Annotated in this window: 25 protein-coding genes; 14 read left to right on the top strand and 11 right to left on the bottom strand. The window is 68.6% G+C overall.

Annotated elements, in window-relative coordinates; all coding sequences use genetic code 11:
* Window positions 1-10 precede the first annotated feature (10 nt).
* The 4 genes from G6N10_RS08765 to G6N10_RS08750 are packed head-to-tail and all read left to right on the top strand — an operon-like array spanning window position 11 to window position 5,087.
* Window positions 11-1,240, top strand: a complete 1,230-nt coding sequence (locus tag G6N10_RS08765; RefSeq protein WP_085097638.1) for an ImmA/IrrE family metallo-endopeptidase — start codon at window positions 11-13, stop codon at window positions 1,238-1,240.
* 25 nt (window positions 1,241-1,265) lie between these two features.
* On the top strand, window positions 1,266-2,474 hold the full coding sequence (locus G6N10_RS08760) for a tyrosine-type recombinase/integrase (RefSeq protein WP_085097641.1): 1,209 nt from the start codon (window positions 1,266-1,268) through the stop codon (window positions 2,472-2,474).
* Window positions 2,461-4,686, top strand: coding sequence for a tyrosine-type recombinase/integrase (locus G6N10_RS08755; protein WP_085097644.1), 2,226 nt, complete (start codon window positions 2,461-2,463; stop codon window positions 4,684-4,686). Before G6N10_RS08760 ends, G6N10_RS08755 begins: the two co-directional genes overlap by 14 nt.
* Complete coding sequence (locus G6N10_RS08750; protein ID WP_085097647.1) at window positions 4,683-5,087, top strand: hypothetical protein; 405 nt, start codon at window positions 4,683-4,685, stop codon at window positions 5,085-5,087. The genes G6N10_RS08755 and G6N10_RS08750 overlap by 4 nt, the downstream gene beginning before the upstream one ends.
* 79 nt (window positions 5,088-5,166) lie before the next feature.
* On the opposite strand, the gene G6N10_RS08745 is transcribed toward G6N10_RS08750, so the two are convergent.
* Window positions 5,167-6,420 carry an MFS transporter gene (locus G6N10_RS08745; protein ID WP_085097650.1) on the bottom strand — a complete coding sequence of 418 codons (1,254 nt, stop codon included), beginning with the start codon at window positions 6,418-6,420 and terminating at the stop codon, window positions 5,167-5,169.
* 28 nt (window positions 6,421-6,448) lie between these two features.
* Entirely contained in the window at window positions 6,449-6,844 is a 396-nt protein-coding gene (locus G6N10_RS08740) for an ArsR/SmtB family transcription factor (protein WP_085097653.1), read from the bottom strand.
* 186 nt (window positions 6,845-7,030) lie between these two features.
* Between G6N10_RS08740 and G6N10_RS08735 the strand changes: the two genes are divergently transcribed.
* From G6N10_RS08735 to G6N10_RS08715, 5 genes are read left to right on the top strand one after another with little or no spacing between them, the layout of a single operon-like run.
* Complete coding sequence (locus tag G6N10_RS08735; RefSeq protein ID WP_085097657.1) at window positions 7,031-7,408, top strand: ArsR/SmtB family transcription factor; 378 nt, start codon at window positions 7,031-7,033, stop codon at window positions 7,406-7,408.
* A complete protein-coding gene (arsB, locus tag G6N10_RS08730) occupies window positions 7,405-8,520 on the top strand; it encodes an ACR3 family arsenite efflux transporter (RefSeq protein ID WP_085097660.1) in 1,116 nt (371 codons plus the stop codon). Before G6N10_RS08735 ends, arsB begins: the two co-directional genes overlap by 4 nt.
* Window positions 8,517-9,179, top strand: a complete 663-nt coding sequence (locus tag G6N10_RS08725) for an arsenate reductase ArsC (protein ID WP_085097663.1) — start codon at window positions 8,517-8,519, stop codon at window positions 9,177-9,179. The genes arsB and G6N10_RS08725 overlap by 4 nt, the downstream gene beginning before the upstream one ends.
* A gap of 26 nt (window positions 9,180-9,205) precedes the next feature.
* A complete protein-coding gene (locus G6N10_RS08720; RefSeq protein ID WP_197745638.1) occupies window positions 9,206-9,682 on the top strand; it encodes a GNAT family N-acetyltransferase in 477 nt (158 codons plus the stop codon).
* A 24-nt stretch (window positions 9,683-9,706) separates the two neighbouring features.
* Window positions 9,707-10,150 (top strand): arsenate-mycothiol transferase ArsC, encoded by a 444-nt coding sequence (locus G6N10_RS08715; RefSeq protein ID WP_085097669.1) that lies wholly within the window; start codon window positions 9,707-9,709, stop codon window positions 10,148-10,150.
* Between the two features lie 101 nt (window positions 10,151-10,251).
* Here G6N10_RS08715 and G6N10_RS08710 read toward each other — a convergent pair whose 3' ends face one another.
* Window positions 10,252-12,216 carry a heavy metal translocating P-type ATPase gene (locus G6N10_RS08710; RefSeq protein WP_085097672.1) on the bottom strand — a complete coding sequence of 655 codons (1,965 nt, stop codon included), beginning with the start codon at window positions 12,214-12,216 and terminating at the stop codon, window positions 10,252-10,254.
* Complete coding sequence (locus G6N10_RS08705) at window positions 12,213-12,626, bottom strand: ArsR/SmtB family transcription factor (RefSeq protein ID WP_085097675.1); 414 nt, start codon at window positions 12,624-12,626, stop codon at window positions 12,213-12,215. Before G6N10_RS08705 ends, G6N10_RS08710 begins: the two co-directional genes overlap by 4 nt.
* Window positions 12,627-12,714: 88 nt before the next feature.
* Here G6N10_RS08705 and G6N10_RS08700 point away from each other — a divergent pair, with 88 nt between their 5' ends.
* The gene (locus G6N10_RS08700) at window positions 12,715-13,311 is read left to right on the top strand and encodes a class I SAM-dependent methyltransferase (RefSeq protein WP_085097678.1); all 597 of its coding nucleotides are present in this window, start codon (window positions 12,715-12,717) and stop codon (window positions 13,309-13,311) included.
* Between the two features lie 285 nt (window positions 13,312-13,596).
* Here G6N10_RS08700 and G6N10_RS08695 read toward each other — a convergent pair whose 3' ends face one another.
* From G6N10_RS08695 to G6N10_RS08685, 3 genes are all read right to left on the bottom strand, one after another.
* Window positions 13,597-14,571, bottom strand: a complete 975-nt coding sequence (locus tag G6N10_RS08695) for a hypothetical protein (RefSeq protein WP_085097681.1) — start codon at window positions 14,569-14,571, stop codon at window positions 13,597-13,599.
* Window positions 14,572-14,648: 77 nt separating this feature from the next.
* Window positions 14,649-15,179 carry a thermonuclease family protein gene (locus tag G6N10_RS08690; RefSeq protein ID WP_085097684.1) on the bottom strand — a complete coding sequence of 177 codons (531 nt, stop codon included), beginning with the start codon at window positions 15,177-15,179 and terminating at the stop codon, window positions 14,649-14,651.
* Entirely contained in the window at window positions 15,179-15,370 is a 192-nt protein-coding gene (locus G6N10_RS08685; RefSeq protein ID WP_085097687.1) for an excalibur calcium-binding domain-containing protein, read from the bottom strand. The genes G6N10_RS08690 and G6N10_RS08685 overlap by 1 nt, the downstream gene beginning before the upstream one ends.
* A 148-nt stretch (window positions 15,371-15,518) precedes the next feature.
* Here G6N10_RS08685 and G6N10_RS08680 point away from each other — a divergent pair, with 148 nt between their 5' ends.
* Complete coding sequence (locus tag G6N10_RS08680) at window positions 15,519-15,977, top strand: cupin domain-containing protein (protein ID WP_085097881.1); 459 nt, start codon at window positions 15,519-15,521, stop codon at window positions 15,975-15,977.
* A gap of 160 nt (window positions 15,978-16,137) precedes the next feature.
* Window positions 16,138-16,926 (top strand): SDR family oxidoreductase, encoded by a 789-nt coding sequence (locus tag G6N10_RS08675; RefSeq protein ID WP_085097690.1) that lies wholly within the window; start codon window positions 16,138-16,140, stop codon window positions 16,924-16,926.
* Window positions 16,927-16,993: 67 nt separating this feature from the next.
* Here G6N10_RS08675 and ppk2 read toward each other — a convergent pair whose 3' ends face one another.
* The 4 genes from ppk2 to G6N10_RS08655 form a co-directional block, all read right to left on the bottom strand.
* Window positions 16,994-17,785, bottom strand: coding sequence for a polyphosphate kinase 2 (ppk2, locus tag G6N10_RS08670; RefSeq protein ID WP_085097693.1), 792 nt, complete (start codon window positions 17,783-17,785; stop codon window positions 16,994-16,996).
* A gap of 85 nt (window positions 17,786-17,870) precedes the next feature.
* Entirely contained in the window at window positions 17,871-19,265 is a 1,395-nt protein-coding gene (locus G6N10_RS08665; RefSeq protein WP_085097696.1) for an MBL fold metallo-hydrolase RNA specificity domain-containing protein, read from the bottom strand.
* 72 nt (window positions 19,266-19,337) lie between these two features.
* The gene (locus tag G6N10_RS08660) at window positions 19,338-20,096 is read right to left on the bottom strand and encodes a hypothetical protein (protein ID WP_133055159.1); all 759 of its coding nucleotides are present in this window, start codon (window positions 20,094-20,096) and stop codon (window positions 19,338-19,340) included.
* A gap of 66 nt (window positions 20,097-20,162) precedes the next feature.
* Entirely contained in the window at window positions 20,163-21,026 is an 864-nt protein-coding gene (locus G6N10_RS08655) for a carbon-nitrogen hydrolase family protein (protein ID WP_133055160.1), read from the bottom strand.
* 65 nt (window positions 21,027-21,091) lie between these two features.
* Between G6N10_RS08655 and G6N10_RS08650 the strand changes: the two genes are divergently transcribed.
* Together G6N10_RS08650 and G6N10_RS08645 are read left to right on the top strand one after the other, a co-directional pair.
* Complete coding sequence (locus G6N10_RS08650) at window positions 21,092-21,442, top strand: Fe-S protein (protein ID WP_085097705.1); 351 nt, start codon at window positions 21,092-21,094, stop codon at window positions 21,440-21,442.
* 104 nt (window positions 21,443-21,546) lie between these two features.
* The gene (locus G6N10_RS08645) at window positions 21,547-22,455 is read left to right on the top strand and encodes an alpha/beta fold hydrolase (RefSeq protein ID WP_085097708.1); all 909 of its coding nucleotides are present in this window, start codon (window positions 21,547-21,549) and stop codon (window positions 22,453-22,455) included.
* The last annotated feature ends 1 nt before the right edge of the window (window position 22,456 follow it).

Here is a 22,456-nt window from a genome sequence, read left to right as displayed (position 1 = left end):
CGGGGCTGCGATGAAGGCGACCGTGGATGTGTATGGAGTGCGGGTCAACCAGGCTCGGGTGATCCGTGCGATGACGGTGACCGCGGTGATGGAAGCGTTGGGCTGGAAGCATTCTCGGCTCAACCGTTTGGAGCGTTCGGCGACCACGGCGTTGCCGGTCGAGGACTTTGAGCAGTTGGTGGCAGTGCTGCGGTTCCCGCCGAAGTTCTTCACCACCGCACCGACATCGCGGGTGCATCCCACAGATCTGCTGTTTCGGGCGCCGCGCTCGATCACGGCCACTGAGCGGGAGTATCTGGCCCAGTTTGCCGCGTTGACTGGGGAGTTTCTCGACGAGTTGCATACCCGGGTGAAGTTGCCGCCGGTGCGGTTGCCGGTCCTGGACAGTGAGACCCCGGTCGATCAGGCCGCCGAGGCGGTGCGCAAGGCGTGGGGGCTGGATACTGATGGGCCGGTCGACTACCTGACCCATGAGATCGAACGCAATGGTGTGGCGATCGTGATGCGCCGGCTGTTGACGTCGTCGTCGCGGCGCATCCTCGGCGATGAGGATTCCACTGGGAAACTCGACAAGCATCTGGGGTACTCGGTGCGGGTCGGTGAGTTCAACACGCGGCCGTTGATCGTTGTGCGGCAGTCACATTCGTGGGAGCGCACACGCTGGACGCTGGCCCATGAGGTTGGGCACCTGGCGTTGCACGCCTCGGGCAGTGTCAATGAGGAGCGTGAGGAGCAGGCCTCACGGTTCGCTTCGGAGTTGTTGGCGCCGGCGGCTGTGCTCGCCGACGAGGTGTCGCGGGCGCCGTCGCTGGCGGAGTTGTTGCCGGTCAAAGCCCGGTGGGGTATATCGCTGGGGGCGTTGCTCAAACACCTGCATACCTCGAAGCTGTTGAGTGATCAGCGGTTTGAGGCGTTGCGCCGCCAGCTTTACACCCGCACCAACACCGAAACCGACACCACATGGGGTCGGGTGGAGCCAGGCTGGAACGACCGGGATGTGGAGCGGCCCCGGCTGATCAGTAAGTGGTTGGAGATGGCGTTCTCGGCGACTTCGGCGATGATGCTGGCCCCCTATGACCTGATGTGGCCCCAGGACATGTTGGAGGACTTCACTGTTGGTCAGCGCACCGGTGTAGCTGTCAACGCGGCCCGGGCGGTGGCAGATCCGGCGCCGGCGGTGGCGATGACCGGTACGCACTCCAATGTGTTGACGTTGCCGGTGGGCCGGCGGCGGGGCTGACGGGTTCTCGGGGGTCAGGTCAGCGGTGGCGCGAGTACAGCGGGTCAGTTTCAGCGACGGCGAATCCGACACTTACACAGTGGTCGGTGCTGATCATCTGCCGATCGGCCCGGCCGCGGCGTATCTGCGGTTTCTGCGCGACGGTGGGGCCTCCCCGCACACCGTGCGGGCATATTGTGCGGGCCTGGCGGAGTGGTTCACTGTGCTGGAGCACACCGGGCACGCGTGGGATGACTTTCCCACCACTCTGTTTGGGCAGTTTCTGCGGTATCTGCGGACCGGGGATCTGCCCGGTGCGGCCCGGATCGGAGCACCGACTCAGAAGCTGGCCGCGTCCTCGTTGCAGCCTCGGGCCGCGGCGGTGTTGTCGATGTACCGCTACCACGCCGATGCACACGGCACCGATGTGCCCTATGGCCGGTTGTTCACCTCGCGGGGTTCTTGGCGCCGCTATCGCCGCTATGTCGGTTTCCTCGACGGGGTCGGGCCTGCCCGCCGAGGGGATCACCCGATCTACCGGATGCGGACCCCGAACCGCTCCGCCACCCCGGTGCTGACCCCGGCACAGGTCAACACCATCCTGGATGGCTGCTCGACCCAAACCGATGAAGGTGGGTGGTCGGGTGGGCCGGCGGGGGTGCGTAACCGGTTGTTGTTCGCGGTGCTGGCCGAGACCGGGATGCGCCTCGGTGAAGCATTGTCGCTGCGCCATCACGACTTTCACATCGGCGCCGGGGCGACTCCGTTCATCGAGATCGTCGACCGCCAGGATCACCCGCACGGGGTGCGGGTGAAGACCGGGTCGCGGCGGGTCTACGTCGGAGACGACCTCGAAGCGCTGTATTCGGAATATGTCTGGCAGCTGGTGGCGATGGCCGCAGATGTGACCGTGCCAGATCTGGCCACACACTTCGTGTTCGTGAATCTGGTTCGTGGCCCCCGATTTTCGCCGATGCGAGTCGAGACTGTCTATGAGAAGGTCCGCGGCATCAAAGGAGCCCACCCACAGTTGCCGGTGGACTGGAGCCCGCACTGGCTGCGCCATACCCATGCCACTGCGCTGCTGCTGGCCGGGGTACCCGAGCATGTGGTGATGCGCCGCCTCGGGCACGCCGACGTGCAGACCACCCTCTCGACCTACGGATGGGTCACCCAGGACGCCGAGATGCGTTCCCTGGCCCATTGGAAGAACTACGTCGCCGGCTGGAAGGGCCTTGCCGATGGCCGGCCATGACGACCCGAAACCCGTTCGGCGGCATGAGGACCGCTCGTGGCAGGCGCAGTGGGCGTTGGTGCCGCCGCCGTGGCGAACACCGGTGTATCGGATCGATAGCGCCCCTGCCAACACAGTGTTTCTGCGTAACCGCTACTACCTGCGGGAAAACCGGGCGCACACTGAGCATGACTTCACCCCGGTCGGGGTGCCGACCCGCTTCGCCGACGAGATCGCCTGGTGGGTGTGGCTCTGTCATCACGAAGGCCTGCGCAAAATCGAGCCGTCTCTGTTGCGGTGGGCTGGCCAGGCATTGACCGCCGCCACCGCGGACTACCGCGCGCAACACGGCCATCCACCGGTGAGCATCACCGACCTGGGCGTGGCGGCGATACTGCGCCAGGCGGTGCTGGTCTTCGAGCGGCGCAACGCACGGCTGCCGTCGGCGGGGGCCCGGCGCAATATCACCCACCTGGTCGAGCATCTGCACCTGCATCTGTCGGTGCGCTGCAGCGACACCGACTGGTGGGCGCATGACCTCTGGGATCTGGACGCCGATCCCCGCATTCCTCAGCGAGAACACGAACCGCGCCACGACCTGTCAGTCAACCTCGCCGCGATCAACCCGGGCTGGCTGCGGGAGGGGGTGCGGTTCTGGCTGCGCACCGCCCTGGACGCCGAACTGCTGCGCTGGTCCTCGGTGGTGGAGCGGGCCCGCGACACCGCGCGGCACCTGGGCCCGTTTCTGACCGCCCGCGGCGACACCGACCCCGTCCTGGCCGAGGACCCTGCGCAGTTGCGGCTGATCTTCACCGCGTTCACCGAATATCTGAGATCCCCGGCCGCGGCCGCCAACCCGGACAAGCCGTTGACCCCGGCGGCGATCGACGCGATCCAGTCCCAAACCCAGGTGTTCTACACGTTTATGGTCGACCACGCCCCTGAGGCTGCCGCCGCGACCGGCGATCCTCGGTGGGCGCAGCTCGGTGCCGCCCATACCCGGCTGTGGGGTCCGGCGTTTCGCAGCCGCCGCGCCAACCGGGTCCGGGAGCTGAGCTGGTATGGCACCGCTGATCTGCAACGCATGCTGGCCTACCTCGATGTGCTGGGCGCTGACCGTTCCACCTTGGTCGGGCTGACCCACCCCGATGGCAGTGCGTCGCTGATCAAGGGACTCGGTGACCCGCAGGCCGCCCGGATCTGGCTGCTGCAAGCGTTGACCGGGCGCCGCGCCTCAGAAATCCTGATGCTCGATCACCGTCCGCTGCAACCGATCCCGGGGGCGCAGCGCCCAACGGACTCCGAGGACTCGGATGCCTTCGTGGCCAAGCTGCGCTACCAGCAGACCAAAGTCGACGGCGTGGAACCCACCATCCTGGTGGAGCAAGCCGTGGTCAACGTGATCACCGAACAGCAGCAGTGGCTGGCCCAGAACTTTGGGCACCTCACGCCGAAGTATCTGTTCATCGGCACCAGGTCGAACCTCAACGGTCAACGGCCCCGCCCCTATGCCACCTACAGCCAGTCCTTGAACAAACTCGACGCGCTGCACGGGATGACCGATGCCGCGGGTAATCCGTTGCGGTTCAGCCAAACCCATCGGCTGCGGCACACCCGGGCCACCGAACTGCTCAACGACGGGGTGCCGATCCACGTGGTGCAGCGCTATCTCGGGCACAAGAGCCCGGAGATGACGCTGCGCTATGCGGCCACCCTGGCGGCCACCGCCGAAGCCGAGTTCCTCAAACACAAGAAGATCGGCGCCCACGGGGTGGACATCGCGATCAGCCCGGCCGACATCCTGGACATGACCCAACTTTCGGCCCGCACCGACCGGGTGCTGCCCAACGGGGTGTGCCTGCTGCCGCCGCTGAAATCGTGCGACAAAGGCAATGCGTGTTTGAGCTGCGGGCATTTCGCCACCGACGCCACCCATGCTGATGAGCTGGCCGACCAGCACGCCAAAACCACCGCCCTGATCGAAGTCCGCCGCAGTCAGTACCTGGCCCGCACCGGCCGCGAGTTGACCGACGACAACGTGTGGATCGCCGCACGGCTGCGCGAGCTGCATTCCCTGGACGCCATCCTGGGGCGACTGACCAAGGAGCAGGCCGCTCACAGCGCGGCGATCAGCGGGGCCGGCACCACCGGGCGGCTACCGTTGCAGCCCATCGCCACCCGCGGCGCCCACGATTCGGCACTGCGCAAAGCCGACCCCCAGGCCGGCGCGTGACCGCCACCCAAGCCTCGCTGGCCGCCCTGGCCGCCCACACCCAAACCCGGCGTGACTCCGTGGACAAACGGGTCCGCAAAGCGCTCAAGGAGATGCGCCGCGAGAACGCCGCCATCACCGCCAGCAGCGTGGCACAGCGCGCCGGAGTGGGCCGCAACAGCATCTACCGCCGCCCCGAGCTGCTGGCCATGATCCGGGCCCATCAACCACTGGAAGCGGTCACCGAGGCGCACCCACCACGTTCTGGCGCCGGACCCGAATCGAGCATCATCGCCGCGCTGAGGACCCGGCTGACCGCCAAAGACACCCAGATCGCCGACCTGAGAACCCTACTGCGCCAACGCGACACCGTCATCGCCGCCCTCCAAGGCGAGCTGGAACGCCTGGCCGCGGCAACCTGACCAGCCACCGGGCACCCCCTTCACCGGACTGCTGCAGGACTGGACTCGCCGCTCTCACCGGGCTACTGGGCGGTGCTCGTCAGCGGTGGGCAGCCGCGGGCGTTCGATGGGGGTCGCTGATCGTGGCGTGCTTGGCGGGCCAGATCCGTGCCGCCAGGATCGCCGCGAACGCGGCGAGGACGGCCAGGGTCGCGGCGGCGGCCGGTTGGCCGACCGCCACACCGAGCCATCCGGCCAGCAGGTAGGTGAGGAAGAAGCAGGCGTGCGACAGGGAGAACTGGGCGGTGAACACCGAGGGCAGCGCATCGGGTGCGGATTGGTAGCGCAGTAGCCGCGCTGAGGGGGTGTTGATCAGTGAGGTGGCGGCGCCCAGCAAGATCCAGGCGGTGATGAAGCCCGCCCAGCCGACCGCGGGGCTGGGGTGCAGGACCAGCAGGCCGGCGGTGGCGGCCAGGACGACGGGGATGACGGTTGCTCCGGTGAGCATGACCCACCGGTCGGCGATGGCGTGCAGCACCCGCGGCAAAGCGACGGCGATGACCATCGAGCCGCCGCCATAGCAGGCCAGCAGCAGCGCGAGCGCGGTATTTGTGGAGCCCAGCATGTCGTGGACGTAGACGACGGTGTTGACGATCACCAAGCCGGTGGCGGCCGCGACGACCATGTTCAATGCCAGCAGGGCCCGCAGCACGGGACGGTCCAACATCACTCGCGCACCGGAAGTGGTGCGCTGCCAAAAGGATTCACTGGATTTATCGCCGGCGATCGCCGGCAGCGTGGTGGTGAGCACCAGGGCTGCCGAGACCGCAAACCCGGCGACAGTCCCGATGAACAGGTAGTTGTAGGCCATCACTGCTAGCAGCGCGGCGGCGATGACGGGGCTCAGCAGGGATTCGAGGTCGTAGGCCAGCCGCGACAGCGACAGACCTTTGGTGTAGTCGTCTTCGTCGACCAGTACGGCGGGGATGACCGACTGGAACGCCGGGGTGAAGGTGGCCGAGGCGGCCTGCAGGGCGAAGATCAACACGTAGATCTGCCAGGTCTGGCCAACCAACGGCAGCAGCACCGCAATGCTGGCGCGCACGATGTTGGAGCCGATCAGCAGGATGCGTCGCGATACCCGGTAGGTCACTGCCGAAATGACCGGAGCCACCGCGACATAGGCGAACATCTTGACCGCCAACGCGGTGCCCAATACCGCGCCGGCGCGGCTGCCGGCCAGATCGTAGGCCAACAGTCCCAGTGCGACGGTGAGCAACCCGGTGCCCAGCAGGGCCACAACTTGGGCGGCGAACAGCCGGGCGAAGGTGGGGTTCTTGAGGATCGCGAACATGTCAGGGCTTTCGATCGCGCATGGCGGATCAGTGCTGGCCGGTGGTGCGGCGTGCCCCCTCGAAGCTGGCCACGTTGTGGTCGCGATGGTGCTCGGGCACACCGGGGCCGGCGTGTTCGGCGTTGAACACCGCGTCGGTGACCAGCTGGCGGACGTGCTCGTTGTCGATGCTGTAGAAGATCGTGGTGCCCGCGCGTCGGGTGCCGACCAACTGCGCCATCCGCAATTTGGCCAGATGCTGGGACACCGACGGTGCGGGTTTGTCGATGTGTTCGGCCAGCTCGTTGACCGAGCGTTCCCCGTCGACCAGGGCCCACAACAGCTGGATGCGGGTGGCATCCGACAGCATCCGGAACACCTCGACGATCAGCGCGGCCTGATCCTCGCCGATCGGCCCACGCGAAGCCTCACTATCTGCATCCATAACTAGATAATAACCTAAGTAGGTGCTCGCCCTGCGGCTGCCGCTAGGCGTCGCAGGCCACGAAGGATTCCTCCCCGGCACTGGAACTGAACAGATACGACACGATCTTCACCCAGAAGGTTTTCCCAGGCAGTGTTCATCCGGTGTTCGTTTGCCCTCAGATTCGATGCCTGTCAATATCGATGCATGTCGAAATCGAGGGATCTGTTGGAGCAGCAGTGCTGCCCGCCTGGGGCGTTGCTGAGTGAGCCGCTTTCGGCGGCCACCGCCGCGGATATGGCGGTCAAACTCAAAGCGCTGGCCGATCCGGTGCGGCTGCTGTTGTTCTCGGCGATCGCCAGCCACGCCGGCGGCCAGGCATGTGTCTGTGACATCTCCGTCGGGGTGGAGGTTTCCCAGCCGACGGTCTCCCATCACCTCAAGGTGTTGCGCGATGCCGGGCTGCTGACCTCGGAGCGGCGAGCCTCCTGGGTGTATTACGCGGTGGTTCCCGATGCGTTGGCCAGCCTGGCGGTGCTGCTCGGCGCCACCACCGCCGACACCGCGGCGGGGGTGCCGGCATGACCGACACCGCGACACCGCCGGCGGTCGTCGGCAAGCTCTCCACCCTGGACAGGTTTCTGCCGGTCTGGATCGGTGCGGCGATGCTCGCCGGGCTGCTGCTGGGCCGCGCGATCCCCGGATTGAACACAGCTCTGGAAAGTGTTGCCATCGACGGGGTTTCGCTGCCGATCGCTCTGGGCCTGCTGATCATGATGTATCCGGTGCTGGCCAAGGTGCGCTACGACCGTCTCGACACCGTCACCGGTGACCGCAAACTGCTGATCTCCTCGCTGGTGCTCAACTGGGTGTTCGGGCCGGCGTTGATGTTCGCCCTGGCGTGGCTGCTGCTGCCGGATCTGCCCGAATACCGCACCGGGCTGATAATCGTCGGGCTGGCCCGCTGCATCGCCATGGTCATCATCTGGAACGACCTGGCCTGTGGTGACCGCGAAGCCGCCGCCGTGCTGGTGGCGCTGAACTCCATCTTCCAGGTGGTGATGTTCGCCGTGCTGGGCTGGTTCTACCTCGCGGTGCTGCCCGGCTGGCTGGGACTGGAACAGACCACCATCGACACCTCGCCGTGGCAGATCGCGAAATCGGTGCTCATTTTCCTGGGCGTCCCCCTGGCCGCCGGTTACCTCTCACGGCGCCTCGGGGAAGCCACCAAGGGCCGCGACTGGTACGAGTCGAAATTCCTGCCCCGCATCGGGCCGTGGGCCCTCTACGGGCTGCTGTTCACCATCGTGATCCTCTTCGCGCTCCAAGGTGAACAGATCACCACCCATCCCTTCGACGTGGCCCGCATCGCGCTGCCCCTGTTGGCCTACTTCGCGATCATGTGGGGTGGCGGCTACGCACTGGGCGCCGCTCTCGGGCTGGGCTACGAGCGGACCACCACGCTGGCGTTTACCGCGGCGGGCAACAACTTCGAGCTGGCGATCGCTGTGGCGATCGCCACCTACGGCGCGACCTCCGGGCAAGCCCTGGCCGGCGTCGTCGGCCCCCTGATCGAAGTCCCCGTCCTGGTGGCACTGGTCTACGTCTCCCTGGCGCTGCGAAAACGCTTCGCCCCCACCACAACACCCACCGTTGATCCCGTGTTGCCCACTGCCGAGCCTGGAGCCCACCGATGACCGAGAGTCCCGTCACCCACACGACCCGCGACCTTTCCATCGATCAGCAACTCGCGCTGCGCACCGCAGCCACCCGGCTGCAGACCGAATTCGCCGACAGTTTCGGCACCGAAACCATCCAGCGATTCCTCGAGTCGTCCTACGACCAGTTCGCCGGGCGGGCCACCATCGCCCGGTTCCTGCCACTGCTGGCCGAACGGTTCGCCCGCCAACGGCTGTACGCCCTGGCCCGCGTGGAAGGCAAAATCAGCGACGGCAAACCCACCGTGCTGTTCTTATGCACCCACAACGCCGGCCGCTCCCAAATGGCTTTAGGCTACTTCACCCACCTCGCCGGTGAGCAGGCGCTGGCCTGGTCGGGCGGTTCGGAGCCCGGCAACGAGATCAACCCCGCCGCCATCGCGGCGATGGCTGAAGTCGACATCGACATCACCGGCGAATTCCCCAAGCCCTGGACCGACGAAATCGTGCAAGCCGCTGACGTCGTGATCACCATGGGTTGCGGGGACGCCTGCCCCATCTTCCCCGGAAAGCGTTACGAGAACTGGGAACTGCCCGACCCCGCCGGCCAAGGGGTCGAGACCGTGCGGCCCATCCGCGACCTCATCGAACAACGCGTGCGCACCCTGCTAGCCGAACTCAACGTCCCCATCGGATGAGCGCAGGCCCGCCTCGGATCGTGGCGATGACCGCCGAGCACGCCCAGGATGTGCTCGCGATCTACCAGCAAGGCATCGACGATGGCCATGCCACCTTCGCCACGACCGCCGGCGACTGGGCCAGTTTCGACACCGAACACCTGCCCGCCCACCGCCACGTGGCCCTCGATCAGGGCGGACACGTGGCGGGATGGGTTGCCGCCGCGCCGATCTCCTCGCGCTGCGTCTACGCCGGCGTCATCGAGCACAGCGTCTACATCAGTGCTGCGGCTCGCCGGCAACACCTGGGCACGCACCTGCTCGACACCTTGATCACCTCCACCGAGACCGCCGGGATCTGGACCCTGCAATGCGGGATCTTCCCCGAGAACACCGCCAGCCTGGCCCTGCACCACAACGCGGGATTCCGCATCGTCGGCACTCAACAGCGCCTCGGCCAACACCACGGCCGCTGGCGCGACGTCCTGCTTCTCGAACGCCGCAGCACCCGCACCGGCCTCTAACCCCCAACTCCAGGACAGCCCCACATGAGCGAACCGAGCACACCGACAGTGCTGTTTATCTGCGTCAGCAACTCCGGCAAATCCGTGATGGCCCAAGGGCTCATGCGGCACACCGCCGCAGAGCGGATCGCCGCCACCTCCGCAGGCACCCACGCCAAAACCAGCGTCAACACCCTTTCCGCGCAAGTGCTCGCCGAACTCGGCATCGACATCAGCGGACACCAACCGACCCAACTCGACGACACCCTCATCGCCGCCGCCGACCTCATCGTGATCCTCGGCACCCAAGCACAACTCGATCGACCTGCCGGCCGCACACCGGTCGAAATCTGGGACACCGAAGAACCCTCACTGCGCGGCATCGAGGGCATCGACCGAATGCGGCTGATCCGCGACGACATCGCCACCCGCGTCGATGAACTCGCCCACCGACTCACCGCCGACCATCAGGCACAGCCCCACGAATGACAACCCGTTTCCGGTCGGAGCCAACTCAGATCGGCTTACCTAAACGGAAATACCAGTACACACCGAAATCTGTCCCCGGCTGACGCGCCCCGGCAAGCTCATTACCGGGTGGCCGCTGGTATCGCCGGCGTGACAGTGGGTTCGGGCGCTGTGGTGATGGCCAGTTGCTTGGTGCGTCCGGCACGGACACCATTGGCGATGACGACGATTTCGGCGAGTTCGTGCACCGCGACAACGGCAGCCAAACCCAACACGCCAGACAGCGCCAGGGGAATGAGTACCGCGATCAATCCCAGCGATAGGCCGACGTTTTGCAGCATGATCCGCCGGGCCCGGCGGGCATGGGCCAGGGCCTGGGTGAGGTGGCGCAGGTCTTCGCCCATGAGGGCGACGTCGGCGGTTTCGATGGCCACGTCGGTGCCCATCGCACCCATCGCGACGCCGAGATCGGCGGTCGCCAGCGCGGGGGCGTCGTTGACGCCGTCGCCGACCATCGCCGTCGACTGGTGTTGGCGCAGTTGACCAATCAGCTCGGCTTTGCCTTCGGGACGCAGATCGGCATGCACCGTATCGATGCCCACCTCCCGCGCGAGGGCCTCAGCGGTGGCGGTGTTGTCACCGGTGAGCATCGCGACCCGGTAGCCGCTGCGCCGCAAGTCCTCGACGACCTGGCGGGCTTCGGGCCGCAGTTCGTCACGGACCGCGATCGCCCCGATGAGCTGGTGGTTGTCTTCGACGAGGACTGCGGTCGCCCCGGCGGCCTGCATGGCCGCCACCTGCTCGGCCAGCGGGCCCGCATCCAGCCACCCGGGCCGCCCCAGCCGAAGCCGACGCCCGTCGCGGTGACCGGTCAGCCCGGCGCCGGTGACGGCCTCCACATCCTCGGCCGGGGAGACGGGGCCGGCGGCGGCCATGATCGCCGCGGCCAGGGGATGTTCGCTGCGGGCCTCCAACGCTGCCGCCGTCGCCAGCACGTGCTCGCGGGTGGCGCCGTTGGTGGTGGCCACCTCGATGACGGTGGGACGGTTGGCGGTCAGGGTGCCGGTCTTGTCCAGAGCCACAGTTCGCACCGCGCCCAGGGCTTCCAGCGCCGCCCCGCCCTTGACCAGGACACCAAGCTTGCTGGCCGCGCCGATCGCGGCCACCACGGTGACCGGCACCGAGATCGCCAGCGCGCACGGTGAGGCGGCGACCAGCACCACCAGGGCGCGTTCGATCCACACCAACGGATCACCGAGCAGGCTCCCGATCCCGGCGATCAGCGCCGCGGCGACCATGATGCCGGGCACCAGCGGTTTGGCGATGCGGTCGGCCAGCCGCTGGCTGGCGCCCTTGCGGGACTGTTCGGCCTCGACGATGCGAACGATGCGGGCCAGGGAGTTGTCCTCGGCGCCGGCAGTCACCTCGACGGTCAGCACCCCGGTGCCGTTGATCGACCCGGCGAACACCTCGTCACCGGGTCCGGCCTCCACCGGCATCGACTCGCCAGTGATCGCCGAGACATCCAGGGCAGTGCGGCCCGACACGATAGTGCCGTCAGTGGCGACGCGCTCACCGGGCTTGACCAGAATCCGGTCACCGACCCGCAATTCGGTTGGGGCGACAACGATTTCGGTGCCGTCGCGCAGCACGGTGGCCTCATCGGGCACCAAGGACAGCAGGGCGCGCAGACCGCGGCGGGTGCGGGCCAGGGCGTATTCCTCCAGGCCCTCACTGATGGAGAACAGGAAGGCCAGCATCGCGGCCTCGCCCACCTCGCCCAGAATCACCGCGCCGACCGCGGCGATGGTCATCAGCGTGCCGACCCCGATCTGGCCCTTGGCCAGCCGCTTGAGCGTCGAGGGAACGAATGTGTAGGCGCCGATCAGCAGGGCCAACCACTCGAGCACCAGCTTGACCGTGTGTGGTCCGCCAACCCATCCGATGATCAACCCGGCCGCCAGCAGCACCCCCGAGGCGGCAGCAGCGCGCAGTTCGGTGATCTCCCACAGCCGCTCGGGTTCGTGCTCCCCGCCGTCCTCGCCGGTGCGGGGTTCATCGTTTCCGCAGCCGCACGCGTCGCTCATCGCGACGCCGCCTTTCCGGTCGAGTCAGCACGCTTCGTACTGGGTGTGGTGCCGTAATTCGGGCACAGCGCCACCGCGTTACCGGTAGCGGCCAACAGCGTCTCGGCGGCGGCGAACAGGTCCATCAGCTCGGGGCGGGTGAGGCTGTAGAACATCTGGCGGCCTTGCGCCCGGCCGACCACCAGACCGCAGTCACGCAGGCAGGCCAGATGCGAGGAGATGGTGGACTGCGGCAACCCCAGCTGCCGGGTCAGGTCCACCACGCGGGCCTCTCCGTGGGCGAGCCGACGGGTGATCGCCAGCCGGGTCGGGTCCGACAGGCCGTGAAACAACGCCACCGCCGCATCCAGCCCCTCACGCCCCTCACGCCCCGGCGGTATCATCTCGGATTCCCAACTATTCATCGGCATATTCCGATGATAGCGTGTTTATCGAATGATCGGCCACCGGTGCCAGCCAACAGCCGCCTCACCCCAATTCCGATGACGAGGTAACCCGATGAAACTGAACGCGATCGAACGAGCAGCAATGAACAATCCGATCCGCGCCGCCCATCAACACCACCGGGAGGCCGCGTGGTTTCACCGGCTCGCCGGCGGCAACCTGGCCGGCCAGAACGTGCTCGAGGTCGGCTGCGGCCGAGGCGTCGGCGCCGAAGTCCTCCTCGACCGCCTCCACGCCAATCACGTCACCGCATTCGACCTCGACGACACGATGGTCGAACTCGCGCGCCAACGCCTACACCAGCGGCCCGTGTCCCTTTCGGTCGGCGACATCTGCGACATCCAGCAACCCGCCGCCAGCCACGACACAGCCGTCGACTTCGGCATCATCCACCACGTCCCGCACTGGCAACAGGCCATCGCAGAAATCGCCCGCGTACTACGCCCCGACGGGCTGCTGCTGTTCGAAGAAGTCCCACGCCACATCCTCGACACCTGGACATTCCGCAAGTTCACCGTTCACCCACGCGAAAACCGTTTCGAACCAAACGAATTCACTGCAGAATTGTCCCGCCACGGCCTCCACGGCACCGCGCGGATCGAACACCACCTCGGAGGACTCATCTTCATCGGCGCCGCCCGAAAGTCCTGACCCACCACTGCCTAAACAGGCACCTCGGGCGCTGCCGATGGTCGCCCGCATCAGCTCAGGCAAGAACGACATGCCAATGCTTCAACGAACTCGCTCACCGAACTCCGGACCATCAGACACAGCCCCACAGATAACACTGCTCCGCACGATCAAACATGGCTCGCCACAAACCATGAGACACAGTCGGATACACCCGACGCACGCCTACAGATAACGTGTGCGCGACCCGGAGTTCGTCCGCGCGGTCGGCGGGCCGGACCTGGCGCGCCGGCTGGGCATCGACGCCTAACCCGACAGCTGGGCCTGCGCAAACCTCGCGCGCGCGGCCTGGTAGCCGATCTGGTCCTCCAGCAGCCCGGTCCGGGCCAGCAGATTCGGCAGGAAACAGGTGAAGGCCAGCCCGTTGCCGTCGGTCGCCAGCACGTCCGGGCACCAGGCGCCCAGCAGCGGGACCGCGCTCTCGCCGCGGGCCTCGGCGGCGTTGAGCTCGTTGGCCAGCCGGGCCACCCGCATGCCGCCCGGGGCCACCGGCAGCCGCAGCACCACCAGCGCGCCGTGGCCGAGGACCGGGTGGGCCTGGGTGGTGCTGATCCGCAGCAGCGCGGTGTCCCGGCCGGACTGCGCCGGGTAGGGCACCTCGCACACCAGCCCGGTGGCGTCGGCGGTGGCCCGGAAACCCAGTTTGGCGGCGTACCCGCCGAGGCCTTCGACCAGCGGCCCGGTGTAGCGCGAACCTCCCGCGCCGGCCGGGATCACTCGCTGCGCCGGGACGCCGAGCACGCCGTCCATCTCGGCGCGCTCCCCGGCGTCCGGATGGTTCGACAGCGCCGGGGTGCCGCCGCAGGCCTGGGCCAGCGCGGGGGCGTTGGCGTGCGCGGAAACGTTCTGCAGCACCGCCGCCGTCGCGAGCAGCTGGGTGTGCCAGTCCAGGGTGTCGGTGCTGACCACGGTGGTGGCGCACTCGTTGACCCGCCGGGCCGGCCGGTCCCACACCGCGGCGCTCATGGACTGCTGGCGGTTGACCGCGGCCAGCGCCGCGGCCGGGTTGCTTGCCGGGGCGACCTCCCGGGCGACCTCGGTCCAGACCCGGACCACGCAGCGCTGCTGGTCGCCGAGGTGCACCGTCGGGCTGGCCTCGACGTGCTGGGCCAGTCGGTACCCCCACCAGGTGAAGCCCCGGTCCCGGCGCACCGCCCATTCGCCGTCGATCATCAGCTCCGTGTAGAGACTGTCGACCAGCTGCCTACCGATGTCGCTCACGTACCGCCCTCGTCATCCGGTGTGTGCCGACCCCGTGCCGGTGTCGGCGACCCGGTTGTAGTTATACGCGGCGGGCGTCAGCGCTTGGTCGACTCGGTGTTGCCTCGGCACGGCGGGCCCCAGAGACCGCGGCCGGCGGCGCGGGCCTCGGACTCGGCGGCGGCGATCTGCGGGTAGCGTGCCACGGGTTTTCCGCCGAAGACGTAGGCGTGCGCCATCCCGGCGCGGGCGGCCTCCACCGAGTAGTCCCAGCCGTCGCCCTTGACCAGGTAGGCCAGCGTGCGGCCCCAACGGTCGTGGAGTTCCTGGCCGGGGTCGTAGATGATCGCGACCCGCTGGTTCAGCAGGTTCTCCCGGGCGAACGCGGTGGCCTCCGGGCCGCCGCAGCCGACGGTGTAGCCGGGCCTCTTGGTCTCCGGGGTGTCGATGCCCAGGACCCGGATCCGCAGCCGGCCCCGGTTGTCATCGCGCACATCGATGGTGTCGCCGTCGACCACCTTGAGCACGGTCGCGGTGGTCGGCACCGATTCGGCCGCGGCCACCGGCGCACCGAGCAGCCCGGCCAGCAGGATCACCGCGAGCGCGGCGAGCGCGCCGCCCCGCAGCATCACGACTCGCAGCCGAAGCCGTCGCCGTCGCGGTCCAGGTGTTCGCCGTACTTGTCGCTGCTCGAGGGGATGTTGGTGTCGCCGTTCTTGCGGGCCTCGGTGCAGTTCTTGTACGGCGCGGCGACGGCGACGGGCGCGATGTTCACCCCGACAGCCGAGATGGCGACAGCAGCCAACAACGCACGAATCATGATGGAATCCCCCGATGTGAAACAGCTTTCAGATGCTCGGCAACCCTAGCCCGGGCCCCCCGGGAAATTGTCGGGAATGGCGGGCGCCGGTGGCTGCGGCCGCGGCGATCGTCGCCCGCGCGGCACCGATGGTGCGCACAATGAGGCCATGATGCATCGCCGCGGTGTCCCGCTCGTCGTTGCCAGTGCCGCTGCCGGTCTGCTGCTGTGGGGTGCTGCGGCACCCGCGGCGGCGACACCGCCGGAAGGGGAGGTGGAGCGCACCGACCTGGCCGAGGGCACCGCGACGACGCCGATCCACATCGTCACCGACGGTGCCCCGACGACGCTGACCGTGCAGAGCCTGGCGCTGCGTCCCGGGGGCGGCAGCGGGTGGCACTCCCACCCCGGTCCGGAGTATTCGGCGATCACCGCGGGCACCGTCGCAGTGCAGACGGCCGGTGGCTGCGCCGGGGCCGAGCACGGGCAGGGCGCGGCGGTGTTCATTCCCGCCGGCGTCGTGCACCGGGTGACCAATGCCGGGCCGGATACCGCGACGGTGGTGGTGACCTACACGCTGCCGGCCGGCGCACCGGCCCGCATCGACGCCCCGGACGTCTGCGCGTGACGGGATTGACCGCTAAACCCTGACCTCACCGTTACCTTAAACTCCTTCTTAGGATTCTTAATTTAGGTGTAGGGTGGGCATGCATAACCGCCGAAGCTGTCTCGGCTACGCGCCCCGAAGGCAACCGCCCCGGGCGCAAACCACAGCGAAAGGTCCCGATATGCCTGCTCAATCACCAATCGCACTGGTCACGGGCGCGTCCTGCGGACTGGGAGCCGAGGTCGCCCGACACCTCGCGCGCACCGGCGCCCACGTCATCGTCAACCACCGCAATCGCCGGGGGGAGGCCGACACCGTGGTGGGCGCCATCCGCCGATCCGGCGGACACGCCTCGGCGGTGTCCGCCGACATCGTCGACGACGACGCCGTCACCGCCATGATCGACGACGTGGCGCACCGCTTCGGCCACCTCGACACCCTGGTGCTCAACGCCGTCACCAGCACCGATGCCAAGCCGGCCAAGCGTGACGCGCAGCGCCGCCTGGTCGAGGCCGCGCTGCCGCTGATGGCCCCCGGCGCCCGGATCGTGTTCATCACCAGCAACCAGGCGCACTTCTACCCCGACAAGGGCGTGCTGAAGGGCTACGAGCCGATCGCGGCGAGCAAGCGCGCCGACGAGACCACCCTGTACGCGATGCGCGCGGAGTTCGGCCGCCGCGGCATCCACTGCACCGTGGTGTCCGGCGACTTCGTCGACACCCTGGCCGACGACGGCACCGATTGCGCCCAGGTGGTCAACCTCTTCCCGCAGCACGACCCGGCGGTCCCGGAGTTCGCCGCGGCGGTCGCCCGGGCCAGCGTCGAACCGCACCCGCTGTCGATCGTCTACGCCGCCGGGCACCAGGCGGCGGTCCCCGCCGCGGCCGACGGCCCGGTCGAGGCGCTGGCGGCCTGGCACGCCGCGGGCGGGTCGGCCAAGTCGGTGCGGACCCTGGCCAACGCCGGCTGACGCGCCGAGCTGCAACCGCCGGCGCGGGCCGCCGGCGCGGGCCGGCCGCGCGGGCCGGCCCGCGCGGTCAGCCGGTGAACTTGCCGCTGCGGATGCGGTCGGCCTCCATCAGCGCGAGCTCCTGCGCGGCCGGGACGACGATCGCCGGATCGGGGACGAAGTCCACATCTTCGGAGCGCCCCGGGTAGTGCACGGCGTTGAGGATGACGCGGATCGCGTTGAGCCGGGCGTCGTGCTTGTTCTCCGAACGGATGATGGTCCACGGGGCATCGTTGGTGCTGGTGCGCCGCAGCATCTGGTACTTCGCGTCGGTGAAGTCGTCCCAGTGCTCCTGGGCCTGCACGTCGATCTCCGAGAGCTTCCACTGCCGCAGCGGATCGTCGCGCCGCCGCTCGAACCGGCGGGCCTGCTCGTCCTTGGTGACGCTGAAGTACAGCTTCACCAGGATGGTGCCCTGGCGGACCAGGTCCTTCTCGAAGCCCACCACGCCCTTGAGGAAGTTGCGGTACTCCTCGTCGGTGCAGAAGCCGAACACCGGCTCGACCATCGCCCGGTTGTACCAGGACCGGTCGAACAGGACCATCTCACCGCCGGTGGGGAACTGCGCCACGTAGCGCTGGAAGTACCACTGGCTGCGCTGTTCCTCGGTGGGCTTGCCGAGCGCCACCACCCGGTAGTGCTTCTCGTTCATGTAGCGGGTGACGCGCCGGATGGTGCCGCCCTTGCCCGCGGCGTCACGGCCCTCGAACAGCACGACCATCCGGCGGTTTTCGTCCTCCAGGTGCCGCTGGAGTTTGAGCAACTCCGCCTGGAAGGGCTTGAGTTCTTGTTCTTCGCGCACGCGACGTGGAACGGACATGCGGACAATTGTGACCGAGGGCACACCGGATCCTGCGTCCGGGGTGCGGGCGCGCCGATGAACGCCGCGAACCGGTTGCCCGCGGCTACAGGTTGAACACCTGATTCTGTCGGGGAACCGTTGCCGACCAACCGAATTCCCGATCCAGTCGGGACCGCAGCGCGTCCGCGGCCTGCGGTTCGCCGTGCACGACGAACACCCGCTGCGGGGCGGTGTCGAAGCCGCCGGCCCACCGGATCAGTTCGTCGGCGTCGGCGTGGGCCGAGAGCATCCGCAGGTTGGCCACCTGCGCCCGGATCGGCACCCAGTCGCCGAAGATCTTCACCTGCGGCGTGCCGTCGGCGATGGCGCGACCGCGGGTGCCCGGCGACTGGTAGCCGGTCAGCATGATGGTGTTGCGGCGGTCGGAGGCAAAGGCCTTGAGGTGGTGCAGAATCCGGCCGCCGGTGGCCATTCCGCTGGCCGAGATGATGATCTTGGGAGCGCGGTCGGCCGAGAGCAGCTTGGACTCCTCGACGTCGCGGGTGTAGGTGGCGATCGCGCACATGTCCTGGTAGACGTCCGGGGTGAGCCGGTGATCGTCGCGGTATCGGCCCAGCAGGTCGGAGGCGTTGATCGCCATCGGACTGTCCAGGTAGATCGGGACGCTCGGCAGCCGCCCGGCGCGCCGCAGCTGCCACAGGTAGTAGAGCAACGTCTGGGCGCGGCCGACCGCGAACGCCGGGACCACGATGGTGCCGCCGCGGGCGACCGTCTCATCGACGATGCCGGCCAGGGTGTCGGCCGGGTCGCTGCGCTCGTGCACCCGGTCGCCGTAGGTGGATTCCATCACCAGGTAGTCCGCGGCCGGTACCGGCTCGGGGTCGAGCATCAGCGGATCGTCGTAGCGGCCGAGGTCCCCGGTGAACACGATCCGCCGGCCGTGCCAGCACAGCTCGACGGTGGCGGCACCGAGGATGTGGCCGGCGCGACGGAACCGCACCGTCGGCCCGCCGTCGGGCACGGTGAACTCCCGGCCGAACTCCCGGGTGGCAAACAGCTCCAGGGTGCGCTCGGCGTCCTGGCCGTCATAGAGCGGCTGGGCGGGGGAGTGCTTGGTGACATGGTGCCGGTTGAGGAAGTCGGCCTCGCGTTCCTGCAGGTAGGCGCTGTCCCGCAGGATGATCTCGGCCACCGCGCCGGTCGCCGCGGTGGCGAAGATCGGCCCGCGGAACCCGTCGCGCACCAATCGCGGCAGGTAGCCGGTGTGGTCGAGATGGGCGTGGGTGAGGATCACGGCGGCGATGCTCTCGGCGTCGATCGGCAGCCGTTTCCAGTTCAGTTCGCGCAGGTTCTTCAGGCCCTGGAACAGGCCGCAGTCCACCAGGATCCGCTTGCCGTCGGCCTCCAGCAGATGCTTGGAGCCGGTCACCGTGCTCGCCGCGCCCAGCGAGCTCAGGGTGAGGTTGGGTTCGCCGAGCCGCCCGGCGGTGGAATCCATGGGGCCAGTCTGGCAGAAATCGTGCCGGCGTAGACCGTGGATGGTGCCACGGCGCGGGGTTGTGCCGGGCCGCTACCTCGTCAGCTTCTCCCGCATCCCGGGCACCAGAACGTCGGCCAGGCTGTTCCAGTCCACCGTCGCCGGGTAGTAGTCGCCGAGCACGTGCGCAACCGGAATGTAGACGACCAGGCCGTCATCGTCGGGCAGCCAATTGGCGAGTTGCTCGGCGACCGGTTCGGGGGCGCTCTGGCCGACCAGCTTGTCCTCGTCGGCGATGTCGGCGGTGATCCCCTCGACCAGCTTGGCCAGTCCGGCAGCCTCGTCGGTGAACAGGTCGCGGATCATGATCGGCTCGGCGGTGCGCGCGTCGATCACCGCGGTGGCCACCGTGTTGAACGGGTGCGCGGCGTGGTCGACGAAGATGTTGAGCAGCAGCACCCCGGCCACCGCGCCGGTGCCGATGTGGGCGACCTCGCTGCGGTCGTCCTCGTCGAGGATGCCGGGCGCCACCGTCATCGGCGTGTTGTCCTCGGTGGGCGTGAGATAGCCGTCCAGCGCCGCGCGCATGGCGGCGTTGAACCGGTCCCGGACCGCGGCGTCGCCGCCGCGCAACTGCGGCAGTTCCGCGGTGTAGCTGACGGTGCCCGCGGTGCCGGTGACGGGTTCGATGAACCCGGTGAACGGCTCGGCCGGCGCGGTCTGCGAGGTGCTCGCCGAGGTACTCGGTTCCGGTCCGCCGGAGGTGCCCGAACTGCAGGCCGCTCCCGCACCGATCATCGCCACGGCCACCGCCGCGGCGCCCGCCCTGCGCGCCACCGTTGCCTTACCCATGTTTTCGACAGTAATCCGCGCGGGCGGCCGGCGGAACCGGTCGGCGCGAAGATTTCGGCGCTGCCGTCACCCGATGGTCGGGTCCGGTCCCCGATACACGTCGTGGCGCCGGTCGTTGCGATGGGTGTTGTGTGCCCGGGCCGCGGCCTGCAGGCCCGGGTCCAGGTCGACCATCAGCACCTGCGGCTCGTCCTGGCCGGCCTCGGCCAACAGCGACCCGTACGGGGAGGCGACGACGCTGTGCCCGTCGTAGTCGAACTCGTCGTCCGAGTTGCAGTAGTTGGCGTACGCCACGAACACCTGGTTCTCGCAGGCGCGGGCCGGGACCAGCACCTCGGGGACCTCGCTGTAGCCGACCATGTTCCCGGCCGGCACGCAGATCAGGTCGGCCCCGCGGTCGGCCAGCAGCCGCGCCAGCTCGGGGAACTCGATGTCGTAGCAGAGCGCCAGACCGACGCCCCAGCCGCGCCAGCGGCACACCGGCGGCACCTGGTGGCCGCGGCCGAAGGCGGCGGTCTCGTCGCCGAACAGGTGCAGCTTGCGGTAGTGGGCCAGCTCGGTGCCGTCGGCGTCGACGAAAATCGCCGAGGAGTACACCGTGTCGTCGGGGCCGCGTTCCGGATAACCCGCGACGATCGCTATCCGGTGGGTGCGGGCCACCGCACCGAGGTGCGCTGCGAAGCTCTCCCGCGACTCGGCCAGTTCGGCGAGCTCGTCGGTGTCCAGGCGAAAGCCCGCCGGGTACAGCTCGGGCACCAGCAGCAGGTCCGCGCCGTTGGCGTCGGTGGCCGCGGTGGCCAGCCGGCGCAGCGCCGGCGGGTCGCCGTATCGGGGCGGGACCCGCTGGGCGACGGCGATCCGCACGGCCGGGCGCGCGGCCGGCTCGTCGGCCGGGGCACGGCCGGTATCTGTGGGGGCAGGGTCCACCATGCCGTCATCCCAGCACACCGCGCCGCACGGTGCCGGGATATCCGAACCCGGGTACCCTACGAGCCATGGAAGTACTACGGAATGTAGTTGTGCTGCTGCACGTCGTCGGTTTCGCGATCATCTTCGGCGCCTGGGTCGCCGAGGCGGCCGCGCGCCGGTTCCGCATCACCTCGGTGATGAACTACGGCCTGGCACTGTCCTTCGTCACCGGCTTCGCGCTGGCCGCGCCCTGGGGCGGAGCGGTACTGAACTACCCGAAGATCACCGTGAAGCTGGCGCTGCTGCTGGTCATCGGCGCGGTGCTCGGCATCGGCAGCGCGCGGCAGAAGCGCAACGGCGAACCGGCACCGCCGGCGCTGTTCTGGACCGCCGGCCTGGCCACCCTCGCCGCGGCCGCGGTGGCCGTGCTCTGGTGACCGGCTGATTTACCGGTAGCCGCCCGGCCCGCGCCCGGTGCGGCGGCCGGCCGACGCGTCGACTGTGCGTGACTGCCGGTACCGGTATTGGCTAGGCTGCCCCGATGGCTGCACACCTGCTGCTGCCGGCCAGCCGGGACGTCGATGTCCGCGCGGCCGACGGCACTCACCTGCACACCCGGGTCTTCGGGCCCGAGGACGGCTATCCGATCGTGCTCACCCACGGGTTCGTCTGCGCGATGGGCATCTGGCGCGAGCAGATCATCGACCTGTCCCGCGACCACAAGGTGATCGCCTTCGACCACCGCGGGCACGGCCGCAGCGGGGTGCCCGGCCGTGGCCACTACAGCCTCAACCATCTGGCGGCCGACCTCGATGCGGTACTTGAGGCAACCCTGGCGCCGGGTCAGCGGGCGGTCATCGCCGGTCACTCGATGGGCGGCATGGCCATCGGCGCGTGGTCGGAGCGCTACCCGCACCGGGTGCCCGACCGGGCCGACGGGGTGGCGCTGATCAACAGTTCCACCGGCGACGTGCTCCGGCAGATCAAGCTGCTCTCGGCCCCGGAGCGACTGGCCGGCGGACGCGCGGCCATCGGCCGGCGGGTGGTGCGCCACCTCGGCGCGGTGCCGGCCCCCCGCGCGGTGCACAAGCCGACCAACCTGCTGGTGTCCCGACTGGCCGTCGGCGATGACGCGCACCCCGACGTGCATGCCGTCATGCACCACCTGGCCACCTCGACGTCGCGGCGCGGCCGGGCCGAATACGGCCGGATGCTGCTGGAAACGATGGACCGCAAGCACATTCGGCTCGACGCTCTGGTGGTGCCGACGCTGGTCATCGGCGGTCAGGCCGACCGGCTGCTGCCGATCGGCGCCACCCACCGGATCGCCCAGTCCGCGCCGAACGTGTTCGGCGTCGTCGAACTGCCCGGCGGGCATTCCACCATCCTGGAGCACCCGGCAGCCGTCAACGGGCACCTGCGCGCGCTGATCGCCGCGGCCGCCGGGTAGC

The sequence above is a fragment of the Mycolicibacterium fallax genome, from assembly GCF_010726955.1.
Lineage (GTDB): Bacteria > Actinomycetota > Actinomycetes > Mycobacteriales > Mycobacteriaceae > Mycobacterium > Mycobacterium fallax.
Note: the sequence above shows the minus strand (reverse complement) of the source record. Positions and strands in the feature narration are given on the sequence as shown.

What these genes read in the sequence shown, in the direction of transcription:
- G6N10_RS08765 (WP_085097638.1), top strand. Translation starts at nt 11, where the DNA reads ATGAAGGCGACCGTGGATGTGTATGGAGTGCGGGTCAACCAGGCTCGG.
- G6N10_RS08755 (WP_085097644.1), top strand. Translation starts at nt 2,461, where the DNA reads ATGGCCGGCCATGACGACCCGAAACCCGTTCGGCGGCATGAGGACCGC.
- G6N10_RS08745 (WP_085097650.1), bottom strand. Translation starts at nt 6,420, where the DNA reads ATGTTCGCGATCCTCAAGAACCCCACCTTCGCCCGGCTGTTCGCCGCC.
- G6N10_RS08740 (WP_085097653.1), bottom strand. Translation starts at nt 6,844, where the DNA reads ATGGATGCAGATAGTGAGGCTTCGCGTGGGCCGATCGGCGAGGATCAG.
- G6N10_RS08735 (WP_085097657.1), top strand. Translation starts at nt 7,031, where the DNA reads ATGTCGAAATCGAGGGATCTGTTGGAGCAGCAGTGCTGCCCGCCTGGG.
- arsB (WP_085097660.1), top strand. Translation starts at nt 7,405, where the DNA reads ATGACCGACACCGCGACACCGCCGGCGGTCGTCGGCAAGCTCTCCACC.
- G6N10_RS08725 (WP_085097663.1), top strand. Translation starts at nt 8,517, where the DNA reads ATGACCGAGAGTCCCGTCACCCACACGACCCGCGACCTTTCCATCGAT.
- G6N10_RS08720 (WP_197745638.1), top strand. Translation starts at nt 9,206, where the DNA reads ATGACCGCCGAGCACGCCCAGGATGTGCTCGCGATCTACCAGCAAGGC.
- G6N10_RS08715 (WP_085097669.1), top strand. Translation starts at nt 9,707, where the DNA reads ATGAGCGAACCGAGCACACCGACAGTGCTGTTTATCTGCGTCAGCAAC.
- G6N10_RS08710 (WP_085097672.1), bottom strand. Translation starts at nt 12,216, where the DNA reads ATGAGCGACGCGTGCGGCTGCGGAAACGATGAACCCCGCACCGGCGAG.
- G6N10_RS08705 (WP_085097675.1), bottom strand. Translation starts at nt 12,626, where the DNA reads ATGCCGATGAATAGTTGGGAATCCGAGATGATACCGCCGGGGCGTGAG.
- G6N10_RS08700 (WP_085097678.1), top strand. Translation starts at nt 12,715, where the DNA reads ATGAAACTGAACGCGATCGAACGAGCAGCAATGAACAATCCGATCCGC.
- G6N10_RS08690 (WP_085097684.1), bottom strand. Translation starts at nt 15,179, where the DNA reads ATGCTGCGGGGCGGCGCGCTCGCCGCGCTCGCGGTGATCCTGCTGGCC.
- G6N10_RS08685 (WP_085097687.1), bottom strand. Translation starts at nt 15,370, where the DNA reads ATGATTCGTGCGTTGTTGGCTGCTGTCGCCATCTCGGCTGTCGGGGTG.
- G6N10_RS08680 (WP_085097881.1), top strand. Translation starts at nt 15,519, where the DNA reads ATGATGCATCGCCGCGGTGTCCCGCTCGTCGTTGCCAGTGCCGCTGCC.
- G6N10_RS08675 (WP_085097690.1), top strand. Translation starts at nt 16,138, where the DNA reads ATGCCTGCTCAATCACCAATCGCACTGGTCACGGGCGCGTCCTGCGGA.
- ppk2 (WP_085097693.1), bottom strand. Translation starts at nt 17,785, where the DNA reads ATGTCCGTTCCACGTCGCGTGCGCGAAGAACAAGAACTCAAGCCCTTC.
- G6N10_RS08665 (WP_085097696.1), bottom strand. Translation starts at nt 19,265, where the DNA reads ATGGATTCCACCGCCGGGCGGCTCGGCGAACCCAACCTCACCCTGAGC.
- G6N10_RS08660 (WP_133055159.1), bottom strand. Translation starts at nt 20,096, where the DNA reads ATGGGTAAGGCAACGGTGGCGCGCAGGGCGGGCGCCGCGGCGGTGGCC.
- G6N10_RS08655 (WP_133055160.1), bottom strand. Translation starts at nt 21,026, where the DNA reads ATGGTGGACCCTGCCCCCACAGATACCGGCCGTGCCCCGGCCGACGAG.
- G6N10_RS08650 (WP_085097705.1), top strand. Translation starts at nt 21,092, where the DNA reads ATGGAAGTACTACGGAATGTAGTTGTGCTGCTGCACGTCGTCGGTTTC.
- G6N10_RS08645 (WP_085097708.1), top strand. Translation starts at nt 21,547, where the DNA reads ATGGCTGCACACCTGCTGCTGCCGGCCAGCCGGGACGTCGATGTCCGC.